Origin of the sequence: Arthrobacter gyeryongensis (assembly GCF_039543785.1) — a bacterium.
GTDB classification, from domain to species: domain Bacteria; phylum Actinomycetota; class Actinomycetes; order Actinomycetales; family Micrococcaceae; genus Arthrobacter; species Arthrobacter gyeryongensis.
In genome coordinates, this window is sequence record NZ_BAABKK010000002.1 from 96,355 (window position 1) to 110,942 (window position 14,588).

The 14,588-nt window shown below is 63.6% G+C and carries 12 protein-coding genes and 1 pseudogene; 8 read left to right on the top strand and 5 right to left on the bottom strand.

The features are described 5' to 3' along the window. Nucleotides 1–70: 70 nt before the first annotated feature. Nucleotides 71–223: pseudogene (locus ABEA18_RS01475) on the top strand (MFS transporter); the annotation flags it as partial. Nucleotides 224–291: 68 nt separating this feature from the next. On the opposite strand, the gene ABEA18_RS01480 reads toward ABEA18_RS01475, so the two are convergent. The 3 genes from ABEA18_RS01480 to ABEA18_RS01490 form a co-directional block, all read right to left on the bottom strand. Further along, entirely contained in the window at nt 292–633 is a 342-nt protein-coding gene (locus tag ABEA18_RS01480) for a hypothetical protein (protein WP_345447305.1), read from the bottom strand. A 173-nt stretch (nt 634–806) separates the two neighbouring features. After that, a complete protein-coding gene (locus ABEA18_RS01485) occupies nt 807–2,519 on the bottom strand; it encodes an alkaline phosphatase family protein (RefSeq protein ID WP_345447308.1) in 1,713 nt (570 codons plus the stop codon). Nucleotides 2,520–2,745: 226 nt separating this feature from the next. Beyond that, nucleotides 2,746–4,920, bottom strand: a complete 2,175-nt coding sequence (locus ABEA18_RS01490) for a transglycosylase domain-containing protein (protein ID WP_345447310.1) — start codon at nt 4,918–4,920, stop codon at nt 2,746–2,748. 205 nt (nt 4,921–5,125) lie between these two features. Here ABEA18_RS01490 and ABEA18_RS01495 point away from each other — a divergent pair, with 205 nt between their 5' ends. The 4 genes from ABEA18_RS01495 to ABEA18_RS01510 all read left to right on the top strand — a co-directional run bounded on the left by ABEA18_RS01495 (nt 5,126) and on the right by ABEA18_RS01510 (nt 8,932). After that, nucleotides 5,126–5,398, top strand: coding sequence for a hypothetical protein (locus ABEA18_RS01495; RefSeq protein WP_345447312.1), 273 nt, complete (start codon nt 5,126–5,128; stop codon nt 5,396–5,398). A 51-nt stretch (nt 5,399–5,449) separates the two neighbouring features. Then, nucleotides 5,450–6,382: a threonine/serine dehydratase gene (locus tag ABEA18_RS01500; protein ID WP_345447315.1), complete on the top strand. Its 933-nt coding sequence runs from the start codon at nt 5,450–5,452 to the stop codon at nt 6,380–6,382. 106 nt (nt 6,383–6,488) lie between these two features. After that, nucleotides 6,489–7,064, top strand: coding sequence for an adenylate kinase (locus ABEA18_RS01505; protein WP_345447377.1), 576 nt, complete (start codon nt 6,489–6,491; stop codon nt 7,062–7,064). 41 nt (nt 7,065–7,105) lie between these two features. Then, nucleotides 7,106–8,932, top strand: a complete 1,827-nt coding sequence (locus ABEA18_RS01510) for a glycoside hydrolase family 15 protein (protein ID WP_425550462.1) — start codon at nt 7,106–7,108, stop codon at nt 8,930–8,932. On the opposite strand, the gene ABEA18_RS01515 is transcribed toward ABEA18_RS01510, so the two are convergent. Further along, nucleotides 8,918–11,527, bottom strand: a complete 2,610-nt coding sequence (locus ABEA18_RS01515) for a bifunctional lysylphosphatidylglycerol flippase/synthetase MprF (protein ID WP_345447321.1) — start codon at nt 11,525–11,527, stop codon at nt 8,918–8,920. The genes ABEA18_RS01510 and ABEA18_RS01515 overlap by 15 nt on opposite strands. Before the next feature lie 438 nt (nt 11,528–11,965). Here ABEA18_RS01515 and ABEA18_RS01520 point away from each other — a divergent pair, with 438 nt between their 5' ends. The 3 genes from ABEA18_RS01520 to ABEA18_RS01530 all read left to right on the top strand — a co-directional run bounded on the left by ABEA18_RS01520 (nt 11,966) and on the right by ABEA18_RS01530 (nt 13,314). Continuing rightward, nucleotides 11,966–12,598 (top strand): SGNH/GDSL hydrolase family protein, encoded by a 633-nt coding sequence (locus ABEA18_RS01520; RefSeq protein WP_345447324.1) that lies wholly within the window; start codon nt 11,966–11,968, stop codon nt 12,596–12,598. Between the two features lie 75 nt (nt 12,599–12,673). Then, nucleotides 12,674–12,919, top strand: a complete 246-nt coding sequence (locus ABEA18_RS01525) for a hypothetical protein (protein WP_345447327.1) — start codon at nt 12,674–12,676, stop codon at nt 12,917–12,919. An 89-nt stretch (nt 12,920–13,008) separates the two neighbouring features. Continuing rightward, nucleotides 13,009–13,314: an MmcQ/YjbR family DNA-binding protein gene (locus ABEA18_RS01530; protein WP_345447329.1), complete on the top strand. Its 306-nt coding sequence runs from the start codon at nt 13,009–13,011 to the stop codon at nt 13,312–13,314. A 17-nt stretch (nt 13,315–13,331) separates the two neighbouring features. Here the strand turns inward: ABEA18_RS01530 and ABEA18_RS01535 are convergent, their stop codons facing one another. After that, complete coding sequence (locus tag ABEA18_RS01535; RefSeq protein ID WP_345447331.1) at nt 13,332–14,546, bottom strand: serine hydrolase domain-containing protein; 1,215 nt, start codon at nt 14,544–14,546, stop codon at nt 13,332–13,334. Between the last annotated feature and the right edge of the window lie 42 nt (nt 14,547–14,588).

Genomic DNA, 14,588 nt, shown 5'->3' on the forward strand with positions numbered 1-14,588 from the left:
TGCCTGACGCAGCCGGAATTCCCTGTGCGACAGGTATTTGGCGCGTCGCAAAGGAGGCGGCGTCCTAGGCGACCTTGGTGCTTCGGTGGCCGTTCCCGCCTTGGTGGTCACCCTGATCGGGCTGGGGTCGTGGTTCTTCAACCTGCCCGCTTCGCTCATCACCATCAAGTTCGGCGAACGGTGGGCCATCGTGGCTGCAGGCGCCGCCGGAGCAGTGGCTGTCTGCCGACGCCGGCCGCCCGAGGACCGGGCGCCCATGGCCAGTCCTCGGGTCGGGAATGTAAAGCGCCTCTAGCCGCCGCAGTACTTGCCGTAATTGGTGCCCGCGTTCTGGTAATCGTTCTTCATGGCATCGAGCTTCGCGGTATCCGGCTTGTCCTTCGAGGACTCGTCCAGGTAGTCCACAAGCGTCTTCAGGGTGGGCTTCAGCTCATCCGAGGACACGGCTTCGATCGGGCGGAGCTGGTTGGCTACGCGGATGGTTCCCGTTTTGTCCGTGGTGTTCGTGGGGTTCGAGATGACGGTCTTGACCCGGCTGCAGGTGTCCGCGGTACTCAGCTGCTGCGGTGCCGAGCAGGCTGAAGCGGAGAGGAGGAGCCCGGCCGCGAGCAGGGTTGTGGTGATTTTCTTCATGGTTCCCTCAGTAGTTGCTGACGTTTGATTGTAAGCAGACGGGGCGTGGCGCCCAATGCGGGCTTAGCCAGCGCAACGGTCCTTTTCGTACAGCCCAGGCTCGGATGAGTGCAAGGGAGGGGTCCCCCGGCCGTCCGGCCGTGGAACCCCTCGAGTGTTCGAAGCGCGCTGGATCAGCGCTGTGGGAGGGTTTTGGTCCCCTCGATCTGAACGGCCTGCAGCTTGTTCGGATCCAGGCCAAGGGTCTTCAGGATGGTCGGCGCAATCTGCGTCGTCTCGACCGCGGTGGTCACGGTCCGGGCGTGTTCGTCATTGGCCCCGGAGATCACGAGCGGCACATCGCGGTCGTCCGCGCTGGCTCCGCCGTGTTCGGCGATCTTGGACTTGCCGCCGGTGTAAACAACGCCGGTCTGGGCGATCCCCAAGATGTCCGGGTAGCGTGCATCGCTGGTTTGGGTGCCGAAGTAGTTTGCAACTTCGCTGCCCGCATAGACCTTGCTCAACCCCGAGGTTGTCACGGTCTTGGCAGCTCCGTTGATGTCGTTTCCGGCGGCACTGTGCGTTGCGAGGTAGTCCTTGGCGAACTGCGCTGCGGCCTGCGAGTGGTCCGAAAGCCACAGCTGCATGATGTCGTCGTCGGTGGAGAACGCCACCAGGTCTGCGGAGCCGGGGTGGGCCGACTTCCATGCTGCGTTCAGGCCGTCGATGATTGCGCTGTCAGGCACCCTCGTCAGCGTTGAAGCGTCCATCGGCGACTGCCCGTGCTTGGCAGAAAGGATCACCGTGGTGTCCTTTGCATGGCCGGAAGCCTCTAGTGCGGACTCGAACTTACCCACGGAGGCGTTGACGAAGTCCAGGGCTTTGCTCAAGAGCGGCCCTGGAACGGTGCCGCCCTGGAGGTAACCGCCGGTGAGGCCGTCCGACGTCGGGAGCTTCTGTGCCGTCGAGACGGCCTGGAAGTTCATCCCGAAGATGCCCGGTACTGCGGCCGTCTTGGTGCCGGAGTGGTCCTTCCCGTCGATTTCGTTCAGCACGGCCTGGACCTTGTAGCCGTCGTACTGCTGGGTCGCGGCGTTGTCCTTGGTCCAGTCGCCATTGAAGGGAGCGGGGGCGATGCTGTTGATCTCAGGGGTGAATAGGTCATCCAGGCCCTTGCCTGAAGGGCCGTTCAGGATTTCGTAGGCGGGATGCTTGTCCGACCACGCCGTGGTCAGGCCGGCGCTCTTCGCCACCTCGAAGACCGTGTTCACCTTCAAGTACTGGTGCGGGTAGACCGGCTTGCAAGTCGCCGGGTCAACCGGGAGCGCGGCCGGGTCGAGGAGTGCACCGGGCTGTCCCGTCATGTTCAGGATGCTCGCTGGAAGCCCGGGCAGGCCCTGGCCGGCGTCGAGGGCGTTCTGGTCCTTGTCCGCGGCTTCGGTGAAGGCCACTTCGGCGCCGGGCGCAGTGTTCTTGCAGTCCGTTGTGCCTGCCGGCAGGAGTGCCCTGTTGAAGGTGTCGTCGTAGTAGACGCCGGTTGTCCCGGGATTTCCACCGGTCAGCTGGCCGACCATGCCGGGGAAGGAATCCGAAGGCACGGGAGTCTGGGCGTGCGTATAACTGGTGCCGTGGTTGACCAACGACGCCAGTGCCGACGCCGGGTGGTTCTTCACGTACAAATCCAGGTCCTTCTGGTGGAGGCCGTCCACCGAAAGCAGCAGGACGTGCTTCGATGTTTCGCCCTGGCCGCCTGGGCCCTTGCTGTTGTCTGGTCCCTGCTGGCCCTGGATGTCCTGGCCGCCGCGTGAAGCGTCATCGGCCATCGCCGGCGCCATCGCGGATCCGGCCATCAGCACGGCCCCCAGGACCGCTGCTGTGGCAAGCCCGTTTTTCTTGGCTGTCTTCATCAAAATAAGACCCTTCGCTATTGCGTTCTTATCGATCGAGAATGCGTCCCCGGATGATTCTTGTTGTGGCGAGGGGATCCGTCTCGCCGATTGGGCCTCGCTGCGGAAACGTTCACGATAGGTTCAATTGCGGGTAGCCGAACTCTTCCGAAACTCACAGGAAATCCGCGTGCCCCCGGGGTGGCCGGGGGTACGCGGCTTGGCTACTGGACAGGAATTCTGAAACTCAGCGGGAAGGACTGGGCGACGGCGTCCCCGCCATGGACGCGGGCGGCGCCGGGAAGGCCGTGGCAGGGTACAGGTGGCCGACCTGCGTCATGTAGTTGGCCCACTGCGGCCCGGCCAGCATATATCCGTCGATGGCGGTGTAGAACTTGCCGTTGATCGTGACGTTCTGTCCCGCCCGGCTCTGTCCTGCCATGGTGTCGCCGAAGAAGGACGCCGTGGCGAGCCCGGTGGTGTATCCGACCACCCAGGTGGAGCCGTTGCTGTTGTTCGTTCCCGTTTTTGCGGCGGTAGGGAACAAATCCTGGACCTTGGGTTGAATGTAGATGCCGGATCCCCGTTTCAGGACGTCTTGGAGAACCGAGTTGACGCCGCGGGCAACGTCGGGCTTGATGGCAGGGCGGCACGAACTGGCTTCGGCCGGCAGCTTCCCGCCGGATGGATCCGTGATGCCAACAATCGCGATCGGCCCGCAGTATGTGCCGTCATTGGCGAAAGTGGCAAAGGCATCGGCCATCACGAGTGGCGATATTTCGGTGCCGCCGAGGAGATTGCCCAATTGGTGCATGTTCACGGGTGCATTGTCCACGCCACTGTGGAGACCCACCGCATCCACCACTTTCTGGATGCCGCAGAAGTCCAGTTGGGCTGCCTCTGCAAAGGTTGCGGTGTTGATGGAGTTGTAGAGCCCGTAGTTGACGGGCATCGGGCGGTAGTAGCCCTCGTCGTTGTTGCGGAGATCGTCAGCCGTGCCAAGGCCGGCGACTTTCTGGGCCGTGCTGTAGCCGCCCAGCACCTTCCCGCAGCTGTCCCTCCAGGGGAATCCGAGTGGATAGACCCTCCGCGACGCGTCCACCTCGGTGGTCATGGACTTGCCCTCGTTGAGCCACTCAGTGAAAGTAAACGGCTTCATGGCGGAACCTGGCTGGAAGCCTCCGGCTCCGTTGAGGTCATTGCCGTTGGCGTCCACGGAATCAACGTTGAAGTTGAGTTGGGTATCGAATTTGCCGGGCGCGGCCAGGAAAACCGTGTTCTGTGCCATGGCCAGGATCTTGCCCGTGCCGGGCTGCACCGAGACCAAGGAGGCGCCCCATTTGTCCGGGTTTGCCCCTGCCGTGGCATCGACCTGCTGCTGTGCCACTGCCTGCAGTCGGCTGTCCAAGGTGGTTGTGATCGTGAGGCCGCCGCGGTAAAGAAGCTGTTCCCGGTCCGTGACGCTGGCACCGTATACAGGGTCGTTGAGGATGAGGTGGGAGATGTAGTCGCAGAAATACACGGCCATGTCTGCTGCGGCGCAGCCTTGCTTCCCAGGGGTGATGTTGAGCTTGAGGGGAGTGGCGACCGCGGCCGCGTAGGCTGCCTGCTGGATCTTGTGCTGGGCGAGCATGTCGGCCAGCACCAGGTTGCGCCGTTTGATGGAGTTGTCCGGATGGACGGACGGGTCGTAGTAGCTGGGGCTGTTGACCAGGCCGGCGAGCAGGGCCGCCTGGGGAAGGCTCAGGTCCTTCGCGGAAACGCTGAAGAAGTGCTCCGCCGCGGCTTCGATGCCGTAAGCGTCCCGATTGAAGAACACGATATTGAGGTAGCCCTCCAGGATCTGGTCCTTCGTGAATTTCTTCTCGAGTTCGACGGCGAGCTTCATCTCCCGCACCTTGTCACCCAGGGTTTTCTGGCCGCTCAACACCACCTGTCCGGTCTGGCCTGCCGCCAAACGGGACTCGTTGAGTACGTTGGTCACGTACTGCTGGGTGAGGGTCGACGCACCCTCGTTGGTGCCCTTGGTGAAATTGGAGGCCAATGCCCTGAGGATCCCCTGGGGATCGATGCCGCCGTGCTCGTAGAAGCGGTTGTCCTCGACGGCTACAATCGCGTCCTTGATGTAGGGCGACATCTGGTCCAGGCTGACCCTGACACGGTTCTCCGCATAAAAGGTGGCGATCGTCTTTCCGTCTGCGCTGAGCACTTTGGTCGACTGCGACGGCGAGTTGACCACCAGGTCACCCGGGAGGTTGTCGAAGTACTGGATCGAACCGCTGACGGCCATCCCGGCCGACGCCACACCGGGGACTACTAGCCCGGCGGCCAAGACGCCACAAACAGCACTCACCAGGAAGAATCCGAAGATCCTTCGCAGGACCCTGGCCAAACCACTTTTCGGGTTGTTTTTCCGAGCCATTTTTCCAGCTATCAACCGTGCGTGTTTTCAGATTACGCCGCCATTCCACCCGTCACATAGGCCCCTGAATCCGTGGCGACACGCCCCCCTTGGTTATGTTCGTCACTTCGCCCGCGCGCTGGCCGTGTCCGGCGTTTTTCCGGATGCATACTGAAGTTATTCGGGTGCGGTGATGGAAGGCAGGTGGCAGCCGGTGGAGACACTGATGGCTGTTGTGAGGAGCGAGTATTTTCCGGCGGGAGCAGTGCTCGTGGGAGTGGTTTTGTTCTGGACAATCGGCTTGCTCGGCGGCCTCTCCTGGTTGAGCGGAGCGCAGCAGCCCTTGGCCATCTTGACGTGGATGATCTTCATCTACGGCGTGGTCGTGTTGTCTCCCCTCGCCGGAATCTGGGCCGCAGTGGACCTTGCCCGCCGTTGGTTGCGGAACCGCGAGGCTCGCCGGCAGCAGCTCGGAACGGCCGACGTCGAGTCCCGGTAGCCTGAGGGTAACGCCTGCACTTGCTCTGACCGCACGGAACGAGGACTTCCCATGATCACACGCGTCGACGTCGATGAAGCTGCCGCCCGGATTGCGGGGAGGATCCGCCGCACCCCCGTTTTCGAAGCGGATGCCGGAACGGTGCCCGGGCAATTGTGGTTCAAATGCGAGTTCATGCAGCACACGGGGACGTTCAAGGCGAGGGGTGCTTTCAACCGCGTGCTGGCCGCGCGGGAGCGCGGTGAGCTGAAGGACGATGTTGGAATCGTCGTCGCCTCGGGAGGCAACGCGGGCCTGGCTAATGCCTATGCCGCGGCGCAACTCGGTGTGCCGGCGACCGTTTTTGTCCCCGAAACCGCACCTGCCGTGAAGGTCAAGAAACTCAAGGCCAGCGGAGCCACGGTGGTCCAGCGCGGAACCGAGTACGCCGAAGCGTTTGAGGCCGCCCTCGACTACGCCGAGGAAACCGGTGCAGTCTATTGCCACGCCTACGATCAAGCCGAAATCGCCGCGGGCGCAGGCACCGTCGGCTCGGAGCTCCTGGAACAGCTGGGCGCGATAGACACCGTGGTGGTGGCCGTTGGAGGCGGCGGGCTCATGGCGGGAATCGCGGCCGCCGTCGAAGGCCACGCCAAGGTTGTCGGCGTCGAGCCGGACAATGCTCCCACCCTCCATTCGGCCCTCGCTGCAGGGGCGCCCGTTGACGTTGCCGTCTCCGGGATCGCCGCAGATTCCCTGGGCGCCCGGCAGATCGGCCGGATCGGTTTCGAGGTGGCCGTCCGCACGGGTGTCCGGACGGTCCTGGTGTCCGACGACGACATCGCCGCGGCGCGCGCCCTGCTCTGGGAGCAGTACCGGATTGTCGTGGAACATGGCGCAGCCGCCGCCTTCGCAGCGGTGAACTCCGGAGCGTATGTTCCGGCCGAAGGGGAACGCGTAGCCGTGATCCTCTGCGGCGCCAACACCGACCCCGCCACTGTCTGAAGCGGCGGGGCGTGGCCCTGCCGCGAGCGCTCCACAGTTGCTAAGCTCGAGCCACAACGCCGGGGCACGCAAAACCGCTTCACGAACGGACAGGTGACACTTGCGATTGATCATCATGGGGCCTCCTGGCTCGGGCAAAGGTACCCAGGCTGAGCACATCGCCGGTCATTTCGGCATACCTGCCATTTCCACGGGAGACATCTTCCGCGCGCACGTCGGGGGCAAGACGGAACTCGGAGCCGAAGCCAGCAAGTACATGGACAGCGGGGAGTTCGTCCCGGATCACGTCACGAATGCCATGGTCCGTCAGCGGCTTGGCAACGCCGATGTCCTGGCAGGATTCCTCCTGGACGGATATCCCCGCACGACGGCGCAGATCGATGCACTGGACGGCATTTTGGCCGGCAACCAGCAGCAGCTGGATGCCGTCGTCGAACTAGCGGTCGACGACGACGAGCTCGTCGCGCGGATGCTACGCAGGGCGCAGGAGCAGGGTCGAAGCGATGACACAGCACCGGTGATCCGGCGTCGCCTGGAGCTCTACCGCAACGAAACACAGGCCGTGGTTGAGCGATACTCCGAGCGCGGAATCGTGCTCGCCGTGGATGGTTCCGGCCAGCGGGAAGAGATCACGGCCAAGGCCATAGCCGCCATTGAATCAGCACTGGGAAAGGGACTGTGAACGGTCAACCGTCTACCGGCCAAAGAATCGAAGACTATGCGATGATCGGGGACCTGCACACCGCAGCCCTCGTCAGCACAGCGGGCTCCATAGACTGGCTGTGCCTCCCACGCTTCGATTCGCCCGCGTGCTTCGCCGCGCTCCTTGATTCCCCTCAAGCCGGGCGCTGGCTCTTGGCGCCGGAATCGGGGGGCATTTGCACGCGCCGCCACTACCGTGACGGAACCCTCATCCTGGAAACGGAGTGGGAAACCGAAGAAGGGCACGTCCGGGTCATCGACTTCATGCCGCCGCGCGACGCCGTCGCGGACATCGTGCGCGTGGTGGAAGGGATCCGCGGGACGGTCAAGATGCGCGGGGAATTGATCCTGAGGTTCGACTATGGACACGTGGTGCCCTGGGTGCGCCGCGACAGGCACGGCCTCCGCGCGGTTGCCGGTCCGGACTCCGTCTACCTCAAGACCGCCGCGCCGTTGGTAGGCAAGGACTTCACCACGGTCAGCGAGTTCACGGTGAACGCCGGTGACCACATCCCCTTCGTCCTGACCTGGGCGCCCAGCCACGAACGGCGGCCACGCACCGTCGAGGCAGATATCGCCCTCGACGACACCGCAGCATTCTGGACGGATTGGTCCAAGCGTTGCACCGTCCGGGGCCCTTACCGGAAAGCCGTTCAGCGTTCCTTGATCACGCTGAAGGCCCTCACCTATGCGCCTACCGGGGGCATTGTTGCCGCCGCCACAACCTCGCTCCCCGAACAGATCGGCGGGCCTCGGAACTGGGACTACCGCTATTGCTGGCTGCGTGATGCCACGTTGACCCTTCAAGCCTTCCTCGCCGCGGGCTACACCGAGGAGGCCAGCGCTTGGCGGGACTGGCTACTCCGCGCTGTAGCCGGTGACCCGGCCGACCTCCAGATCATGTACAGCCTGCACGGTCGCCGGCGATTGCCCGAGACAGAGCTGACGTGGCTTTCCGGATACCAGGGTTCGAAGCCGGTGCGCATCGGGAATGCGGCAGCGGAGCAGCTCCAGCTGGACGTCTGGGGAGAAGTCCTTGACTGCCTGTCCCTGACCCGGGCATCGCTGATGACTGTCGGCGATGAGTCGTGGGCTATCCAGACCGCCTTGATGCGCCACCTTGAGGGCACCTGGGACAAACCGGACAACGGGCTCTGGGAAGTACGCGGCCCGCGGCGCCACTTCGTGCACTCAAAGGTGATGGCCTGGGTCGCGGCTGACCGCATGGTCCGGGGAATCCGTGAATCCGGGATGCCCGGTCCACTGGATCGCTGGGAGGCTTTGCGGGACACCATCCATGACGAAGTCATGACCCACGGATTCGACGCGGACCGCAATACTTTCGTCCAGTCCTACGGGAGCAAGGAGCTGGACGCGAGCCTTCTCCTCATCCCCAAAGTGGGCTTCCTGCCGCACGACGATCCGCGCGTGATCGGCACCATTGACGCCATCCAGCGTGAGTTGACGGAAGACGGCTTTGTGCTGCGTTACCGTCCACAAGACAGCGACGACGGACTGCCGGGCGGGGAGGGCGTCTTCCTTGCGTGTTCCTTCTGGATGGTCGACGCCCTCTTGGGCGCGGGGCGCCGGGCAGAGGCGACAGCCCTCTTCGAGAGGCTCCTGGCCCTGCGCAATGATGTGGGCCTCTTGAGCGAAGAATGGGACGCACATGCGGGCCGCCAACTCGGCAATATGCCCCAGGCATTCAGCCATTTCGGTTTGGTGCTCAGTGCCTTGCAACTTCACCACGGCAAAGCGCACCACAGCAACGTCCCGATCGGCGGGGTCCCGCCGTCGGGCTCTTCGGCGGAGGCATCGGAGTCGTCGTCAGCCTCAGGGGCCGCTTAGACCTGATGTTCCGGAGCGCTTTGGCCAGCGGAAGATCCGGCCTGCCAAGGCCAGCCCCGCTCCGAGGTTGAGCATTGGCAGGTAGGCCCGTGCCACTGCGGTCCCGACGGCAGGCAGGGAAGCGGCGTCAGGGTAGAGCATGTAGAGCGGCTCGTACCGGGGCTGGAATTTTGCCTTGAATGCCAAGAGGGACCGGAACCCGTACACCGGTTCCAAAGTCGCCCCCAACCAGTCGAGCAAGCGGTCGAGGCTGCCCGGAGGCCGGGATCGTCGCCTTGGGAGCGGCATCTCGGAAGGATCCTCTTCGACCCGAGCCAGGGGTGCTCCGGAGAGGCTCACGAATTCGCATCCTTCATCCTTGAGGCTGAGGGCCGCGGAAGCGATCAGGAATTCGATGCTGGCACGGAAGCCGCCGCTACGGCGACGCATGAAGTCGAGGGTCCAGCCCACGATGTGCCCGTTGCGGTATACGGGCAACCAGGACGTGACTGCGTGGACTGTGTGGCGTTGGTCGATTGCAAGCAGGCAGCGCACCTCGGGGTCGTCGAGTTCGTCGAGGCTGCCCAAGGTAAAGCCCATTTCGGGCATGTTCCTGTCTGCTACCCACTCTTCGGAGATTTCCTCGATTTGGACCTGGACCGAGAAAGGAGCCGAGGCGTAACTCGTCCATTCGTAGCGGATGCCCGCCTTCGCGGCATTGTTCAACGCCGTACGGATGTCCTGGAACTTCTTTCCCTTGAAGGAGACCGAATGCAATGGCAGGACCGTCTCCTGGGCTACTTGTGCAGAGCTCCATCCGGAGGAATCCGCGTGGTCGCGCAACTCCTGGGGTACGGAGTAGAAACACGGCGTCCACCCGTTGCCCCTGCAGTAGCGGGCAAATTCTTCGAAGACAGTGGCCATCTCGGATTTGGGTCCCACTGGGCCGCCCAGCGTGAGCGCAACCCCCGTGCTGACGCGGTAAGCAACAAAGGAGTGCCCGGAAGCGGAGAACCAGTACATATTTCCCGGCCAAGTGGTCATCCAGGACAGCGAGCTTCCCTCCCATGTCTTGATGACCTTCCGGGCACGCTCCGTACTGGCGTCGTGCCGGGTGTGGGCCTGGTGGAGAAAGGTCCTGAAGATCAGAACACCCGCGACCGCCCAAAAGATGACCCCGACGCCTTCGTATACGAGAACGGCGGCCGTGCCTTGGGGGAATATCGCCGGGGGCACATCCAGGACGAAGCCCAGCGGAAGGAACCGGTCAGGGACATCCGCCAGTAGATCCGGCAGCCCTGGTACCGGGGAGAATTCCTGCGCGAGCAAGAGCCCTGCGCCGACATAGACGACACTGAGCACAGCCGCTATTGCAAGTACCCGCACAGCGAGGCGTCTGTACGTCCCTTTCGGTGCCTGGACATGAAACAGCCGCCTGGTCGCGAGCAGAATAATGGTCAGCGCGAGGGGCAGAAGCAGCGGCAAGGCCAGGGTGAACGGCTGCGTGGAAGCCGATCCTTCGATTGCGACAATCCCCTCGCTCGCGCCGGTAGCCGAAGCAGCCGGCTGCAAGACTCCGGCCAGAGCAATTCCGGCCAGGACGGAAAGGCCTAACTGGATCAAAAGGGTCCCCACCCAGGCAAAGCGCCGTCCGCGGCGGAGACCCTCCGCAAGCAACAGCAGGAGGAAGGACGGAAGGATGGCCATGAAGATTCCGCCGGCACCGGCGCGCAACTGCAGCTGCGCGACGGCGCAGTCTTTCGCTTGCGCCGGATCGGAGCACACGCCCTGGAGCGTTTGGGGGTCGACGGGCTGGATGTTGGTAAACAGGAAACGCAGGATGGACAAGGGCCCTACCGCATGCGGGATGAGGCCGGCGACTACCGGACCGATCGCCGATGCGGCAATGAGCAGCGAGAGCAGCACCCGGCCTTCGTGCCGGGAACTGACCGGGCGCGCAAACCGCGGCCGCCGGCCCATCAGCAGCGGCCCGAGGACCGTGCCCGCACCTGCGGCGCCGAGCCTGACCAAGTCCGCAAACCCTCCGCTGTACAGGGCCAGGAGGAGCAACAAGGCGAAGGTGACAAGCCGGATCCGGCGCCTCCACAAGGTCGCCATGGACGCAGTACCCGCCATGGCGGTACCGATGATGAACGCACTAGGACCCACGAAGAGGTGGCTGCCTATCTCCGCTGTCCAGCTGCCGAGCAACCCCTGGGCCAAGGCAAGGAATCCAAGGGCAATGCCAACGCCCAGAATCTGGGTGGAGACCGCGGCGATTGCGTACGCCCGCCGTCCCATTCGCCGTTCCAACGGAACACCCAGCAGCAGCACCAAAGCAGTTTCCAGAACATAGCCCGTCAGGTCCCTGGCCCAGAAGGCGGAGGTCACAGCGGCCCACCAGTGATCAGGCATCGAGCGGGGCGTAAGGGCGAAATTGAGCCGCAATTGCGCATCCGGCCCCGTGGCGAGGCTGGAGGTCAGCGCTCCCAATCCCCAGAAGACGATGACAAAACCCAACGGGAGCTGCGCTGAGCGCAGTCTTCCCGTCCATGATCGCCGCAAGCGGACATCGGGGACAGCTTGGGTTTCCGGCTCGGGCGCCGGTGCGTGCACGGGGTTCCTCTCTGTGCGTCGGAAGGATGGGGCTGCGAAATGAAATTCTTCCACACCGGCCGTCCGGCGAGGATAATTCCCACCTCGCCGTGACCTTCCCCGTCCCGATCCAATAGACTCCGACGTAGGCAGGCTGTCGGCTCGTTCCGCCACCGGTCTGTGAGCAATGGAAAGTTGCTTCTACAACGCTTAAACGAACAGAAAGCAACCCGGGACAGGTCGATGCACAAATCTCGCATATTCCGCTTCGCTGCATCCGTGATCGCCGCCGGAGTCCTTTTGGCAGGCTGTTCACAGGCGCCTGTTCAACCGAGCGACTCATCCAGCGGAAGGCAAACAGCGGCACCCGTTGCCCCCTCGGGGAGTCCAGCGGCAGCGGGCCAAGGTCCCAAGAAACCTGATTCCGGTCAGGATCCGTCAAAGCTTCCTGTGGGGTCCTTGTACAAGAACCCCAGCGACAACCGGAACGAAATCATCCTCGGGGACGTCCGGCACACCGCCGTCCTCATTGGGGACTCCCAGGCCCAGCCTGAGGGATCTTGGCCACGGGCAGCCCTGGGCTCCATCGGCTACAAGGTGTACACAGTTGGCCGCGGAGGCACGGGCTTCGTAGCCGCCACGAGCGACACTGGCAACTACATCGACGCGCTGCAACGCGGAGACTGGGTACTCCCCTACGGGACACCACCCCTGATCGTGGTCCAAGGCGGAGGCAACGACGCCGCCCGCAAAGTGAGTGATGAGCAGATCACGAGCAATGCCAACAGGCTCATCGCAGCCCTCAGAAAGAGGTATCCGCTGGCGAAGATCGCGATGATCGGAACCCTTGCCAAGGGCGCCGACGCTGGCGGGGGCCGCCGTACGCAGGTTGACACACTGCTGGGCGACATCGCGGCAAAGGCCGGAGCGACATTCTTTAGCGTTGGGGACTGGATCACCAAATATCACGTGGAGGGGGATCTCGTGGACGGTGTGCACTTGAACCCGGCCGGGCATGCCAAGCTCGGCGGTGTCCTTGCCGCGGATATGGCCGCGGCGGGACTCCGCCTGCCCCCGGACATCGCCAATTGACCCGTCCCAAAGGTCATGAACCCTGCGCCAAGATTGAAGCTGGCAGAAGTCCGCGCGCCGGAGAACAATTGATTTATGGTCAGCTATTCAGCCCTTGAACAAGCGTCCAGCAAGAATCCGCATGACTGGGGCCGGGCGATGGCAACGGCGATGACGAAGCTCCTGGATGCGGCTCGCATTGATGGACGGCATTTTGAACACGAGTTTCTCTATGGCGAGGAACTGCGCATGAGGATCGACGAAAACAACGGCGGAGCCACGGTCAAGCTCACGTGGACGCCAGCGGACCAGGAACCCGAACAAAAGGGGACCGCGGAGTGAGCGCGCGCTGAGGCTACTCCTGTGCGAAGGGCTCGCGCCGGTTGCTCCCGGGCATTGCATGGTCAGGGGCGCCGGTGCCACAGTAAACCATGGCTACGGAGGAAGACGTCCGCGTGATTTGCCGTGGATTGTCCGGTGTAAGCGAGCGGCCCAGTTGGGGTCAGCCGGCGTGGTTCGGAAAGACCCTGATGGCCCGGATCTGGGAAAATGGCGTCCTCACCGTGAAAACCGAGGAACGGGAAGCGCTGGCCGGAACCCATCCCGGCACGTACTTCTGGACGCCGCACCACGAACGGTCCCCGAAACTGGTGTTGGTCCGTCTTGAGAGGATCGACGTCGAGGAACTGGACGAACTGCTGCAAGAGTCGTACCGGCTTGCCGGCGGGGGCGGCTAGCGGCAGCGTGGAGTGAATCAGCACAGCCCGTTCATGGTCGCGATGGCCACCTGCCGGAGCTGCTCGAACTCCGGTTGGCCGCTGCCATCCGTCGATTCAATGTGTTTGTCCGTGTCGGATGGATAGGCGAAGCTCATGGCTATCTGGCGGCTCCCGTCGGTAGTGGTCAGCGCGATGCTGGCAAACCAGGTGCTGCCGCCGTAGCCGTAGTAGAAGCCGTTCGTGCATTCGTCATTCCAACGCTGCAGCCCAAGTCCGTGGTTCTCCTGCCACAGGGTTTGCATGTCGCGGAGGGTATCCGCTGTGAGTAGCCTGCCTTGCATGAGCGCTGCATAGAACGTGTTGATATCGCCCACCGTGGAGATGACTCCCTCTGCGGGAGAAGCGACGAGATACTCCGGCTGCGAGGCATTGATGCGCTCGCCGTCGATGAATTCATAGCTCTGGATCATGTCGCGCGCATCCCGGTCCGGCTCGGCCGCCAGCGAGGTGTGGCTCATTCCGAGCGGCACAAAGATATCTGACTTCAGGACATCCCCGATCGGCCTGCCGCGGAGCTTCTGCACTATCGCGGCCAAAGCGAAATAGTTGGCATCCGAGTAGCGGAACAGCTGGAAGTTCGCGTGCGTCCACGGTACGCTCCCGGCCATTCGGAGGTAGTCCTCGATGCTGAACCTCGTGTCGATGGCCTGCTTGGTCGGCAAGGCCTTCAAGATGGCGTCCGGTGCGTCGGGCAGGCCGGAGCTGTGGTTCAACAGGGAGCGGATTGTTACCGGCCCCGGCGGGTGGACGAGTTGCTCGAATTCCGGGAAGTACTCCGTGACGGGATCCTCAAGACCCAGCTTTCCTTCCTGGACCAGCTTGAGCACCGAGACCGCCACCATCGACTGGGTGATGCCGCCGGCCTGGATCCGGTCGGTCACGGCTACCGGTTCGCCGGTCTCGACGTCCTGGCTGCCGTAGGCCTGGGACCATTCGCGGCCCCGGACTTTGATCTGGACGACGACGGCCGGCGCACCCCGGTTGAGCATTTCATGCGCGAAGAAATCCGCGACAGGGGATTCAGGAAGTGCTGCTTGAGAATCGGACGACGAGGTACTCGACGGGGGTTCGGCCGTCAGGGGGTAGGTGCAAGCGCCGGACGCCAAGGTCAAAGCCAGAACGACGGCTGCCCGCGCTCGCCGGGAAGTCCGGGATACGCGGGAAGTCCGAGATGCCCGCGCAGCCTTCATGGCTGCCTCCTGAAGCTACGCTGCAGGGCAACGGCCAGGCGC

What these genes read in the sequence shown, in the direction of transcription:
- ABEA18_RS01480 (WP_345447305.1), bottom strand. Translation starts at nt 633, where the DNA reads ATGAAGAAAATCACCACAACCCTGCTCGCGGCCGGGCTCCTCCTCTCC.
- ABEA18_RS01485 (WP_345447308.1), bottom strand. Translation starts at nt 2,519, where the DNA reads ATGAAGACAGCCAAGAAAAACGGGCTTGCCACAGCAGCGGTCCTGGGG.
- ABEA18_RS01490 (WP_345447310.1), bottom strand. Translation starts at nt 4,920, where the DNA reads ATGGCTCGGAAAAACAACCCGAAAAGTGGTTTGGCCAGGGTCCTGCGA.
- ABEA18_RS01495 (WP_345447312.1), top strand. Translation starts at nt 5,126, where the DNA reads ATGGCTGTTGTGAGGAGCGAGTATTTTCCGGCGGGAGCAGTGCTCGTG.
- ABEA18_RS01500 (WP_345447315.1), top strand. Translation starts at nt 5,450, where the DNA reads ATGATCACACGCGTCGACGTCGATGAAGCTGCCGCCCGGATTGCGGGG.
- ABEA18_RS01510 (WP_425550462.1), top strand. Translation starts at nt 7,106, where the DNA reads ATGATCGGGGACCTGCACACCGCAGCCCTCGTCAGCACAGCGGGCTCC.
- ABEA18_RS01525 (WP_345447327.1), top strand. Translation starts at nt 12,674, where the DNA reads ATGGTCAGCTATTCAGCCCTTGAACAAGCGTCCAGCAAGAATCCGCAT.
- ABEA18_RS01530 (WP_345447329.1), top strand. Translation starts at nt 13,009, where the DNA reads ATGGCTACGGAGGAAGACGTCCGCGTGATTTGCCGTGGATTGTCCGGT.
- ABEA18_RS01535 (WP_345447331.1), bottom strand. Translation starts at nt 14,546, where the DNA reads ATGAAGGCTGCGCGGGCATCTCGGACTTCCCGCGTATCCCGGACTTCC.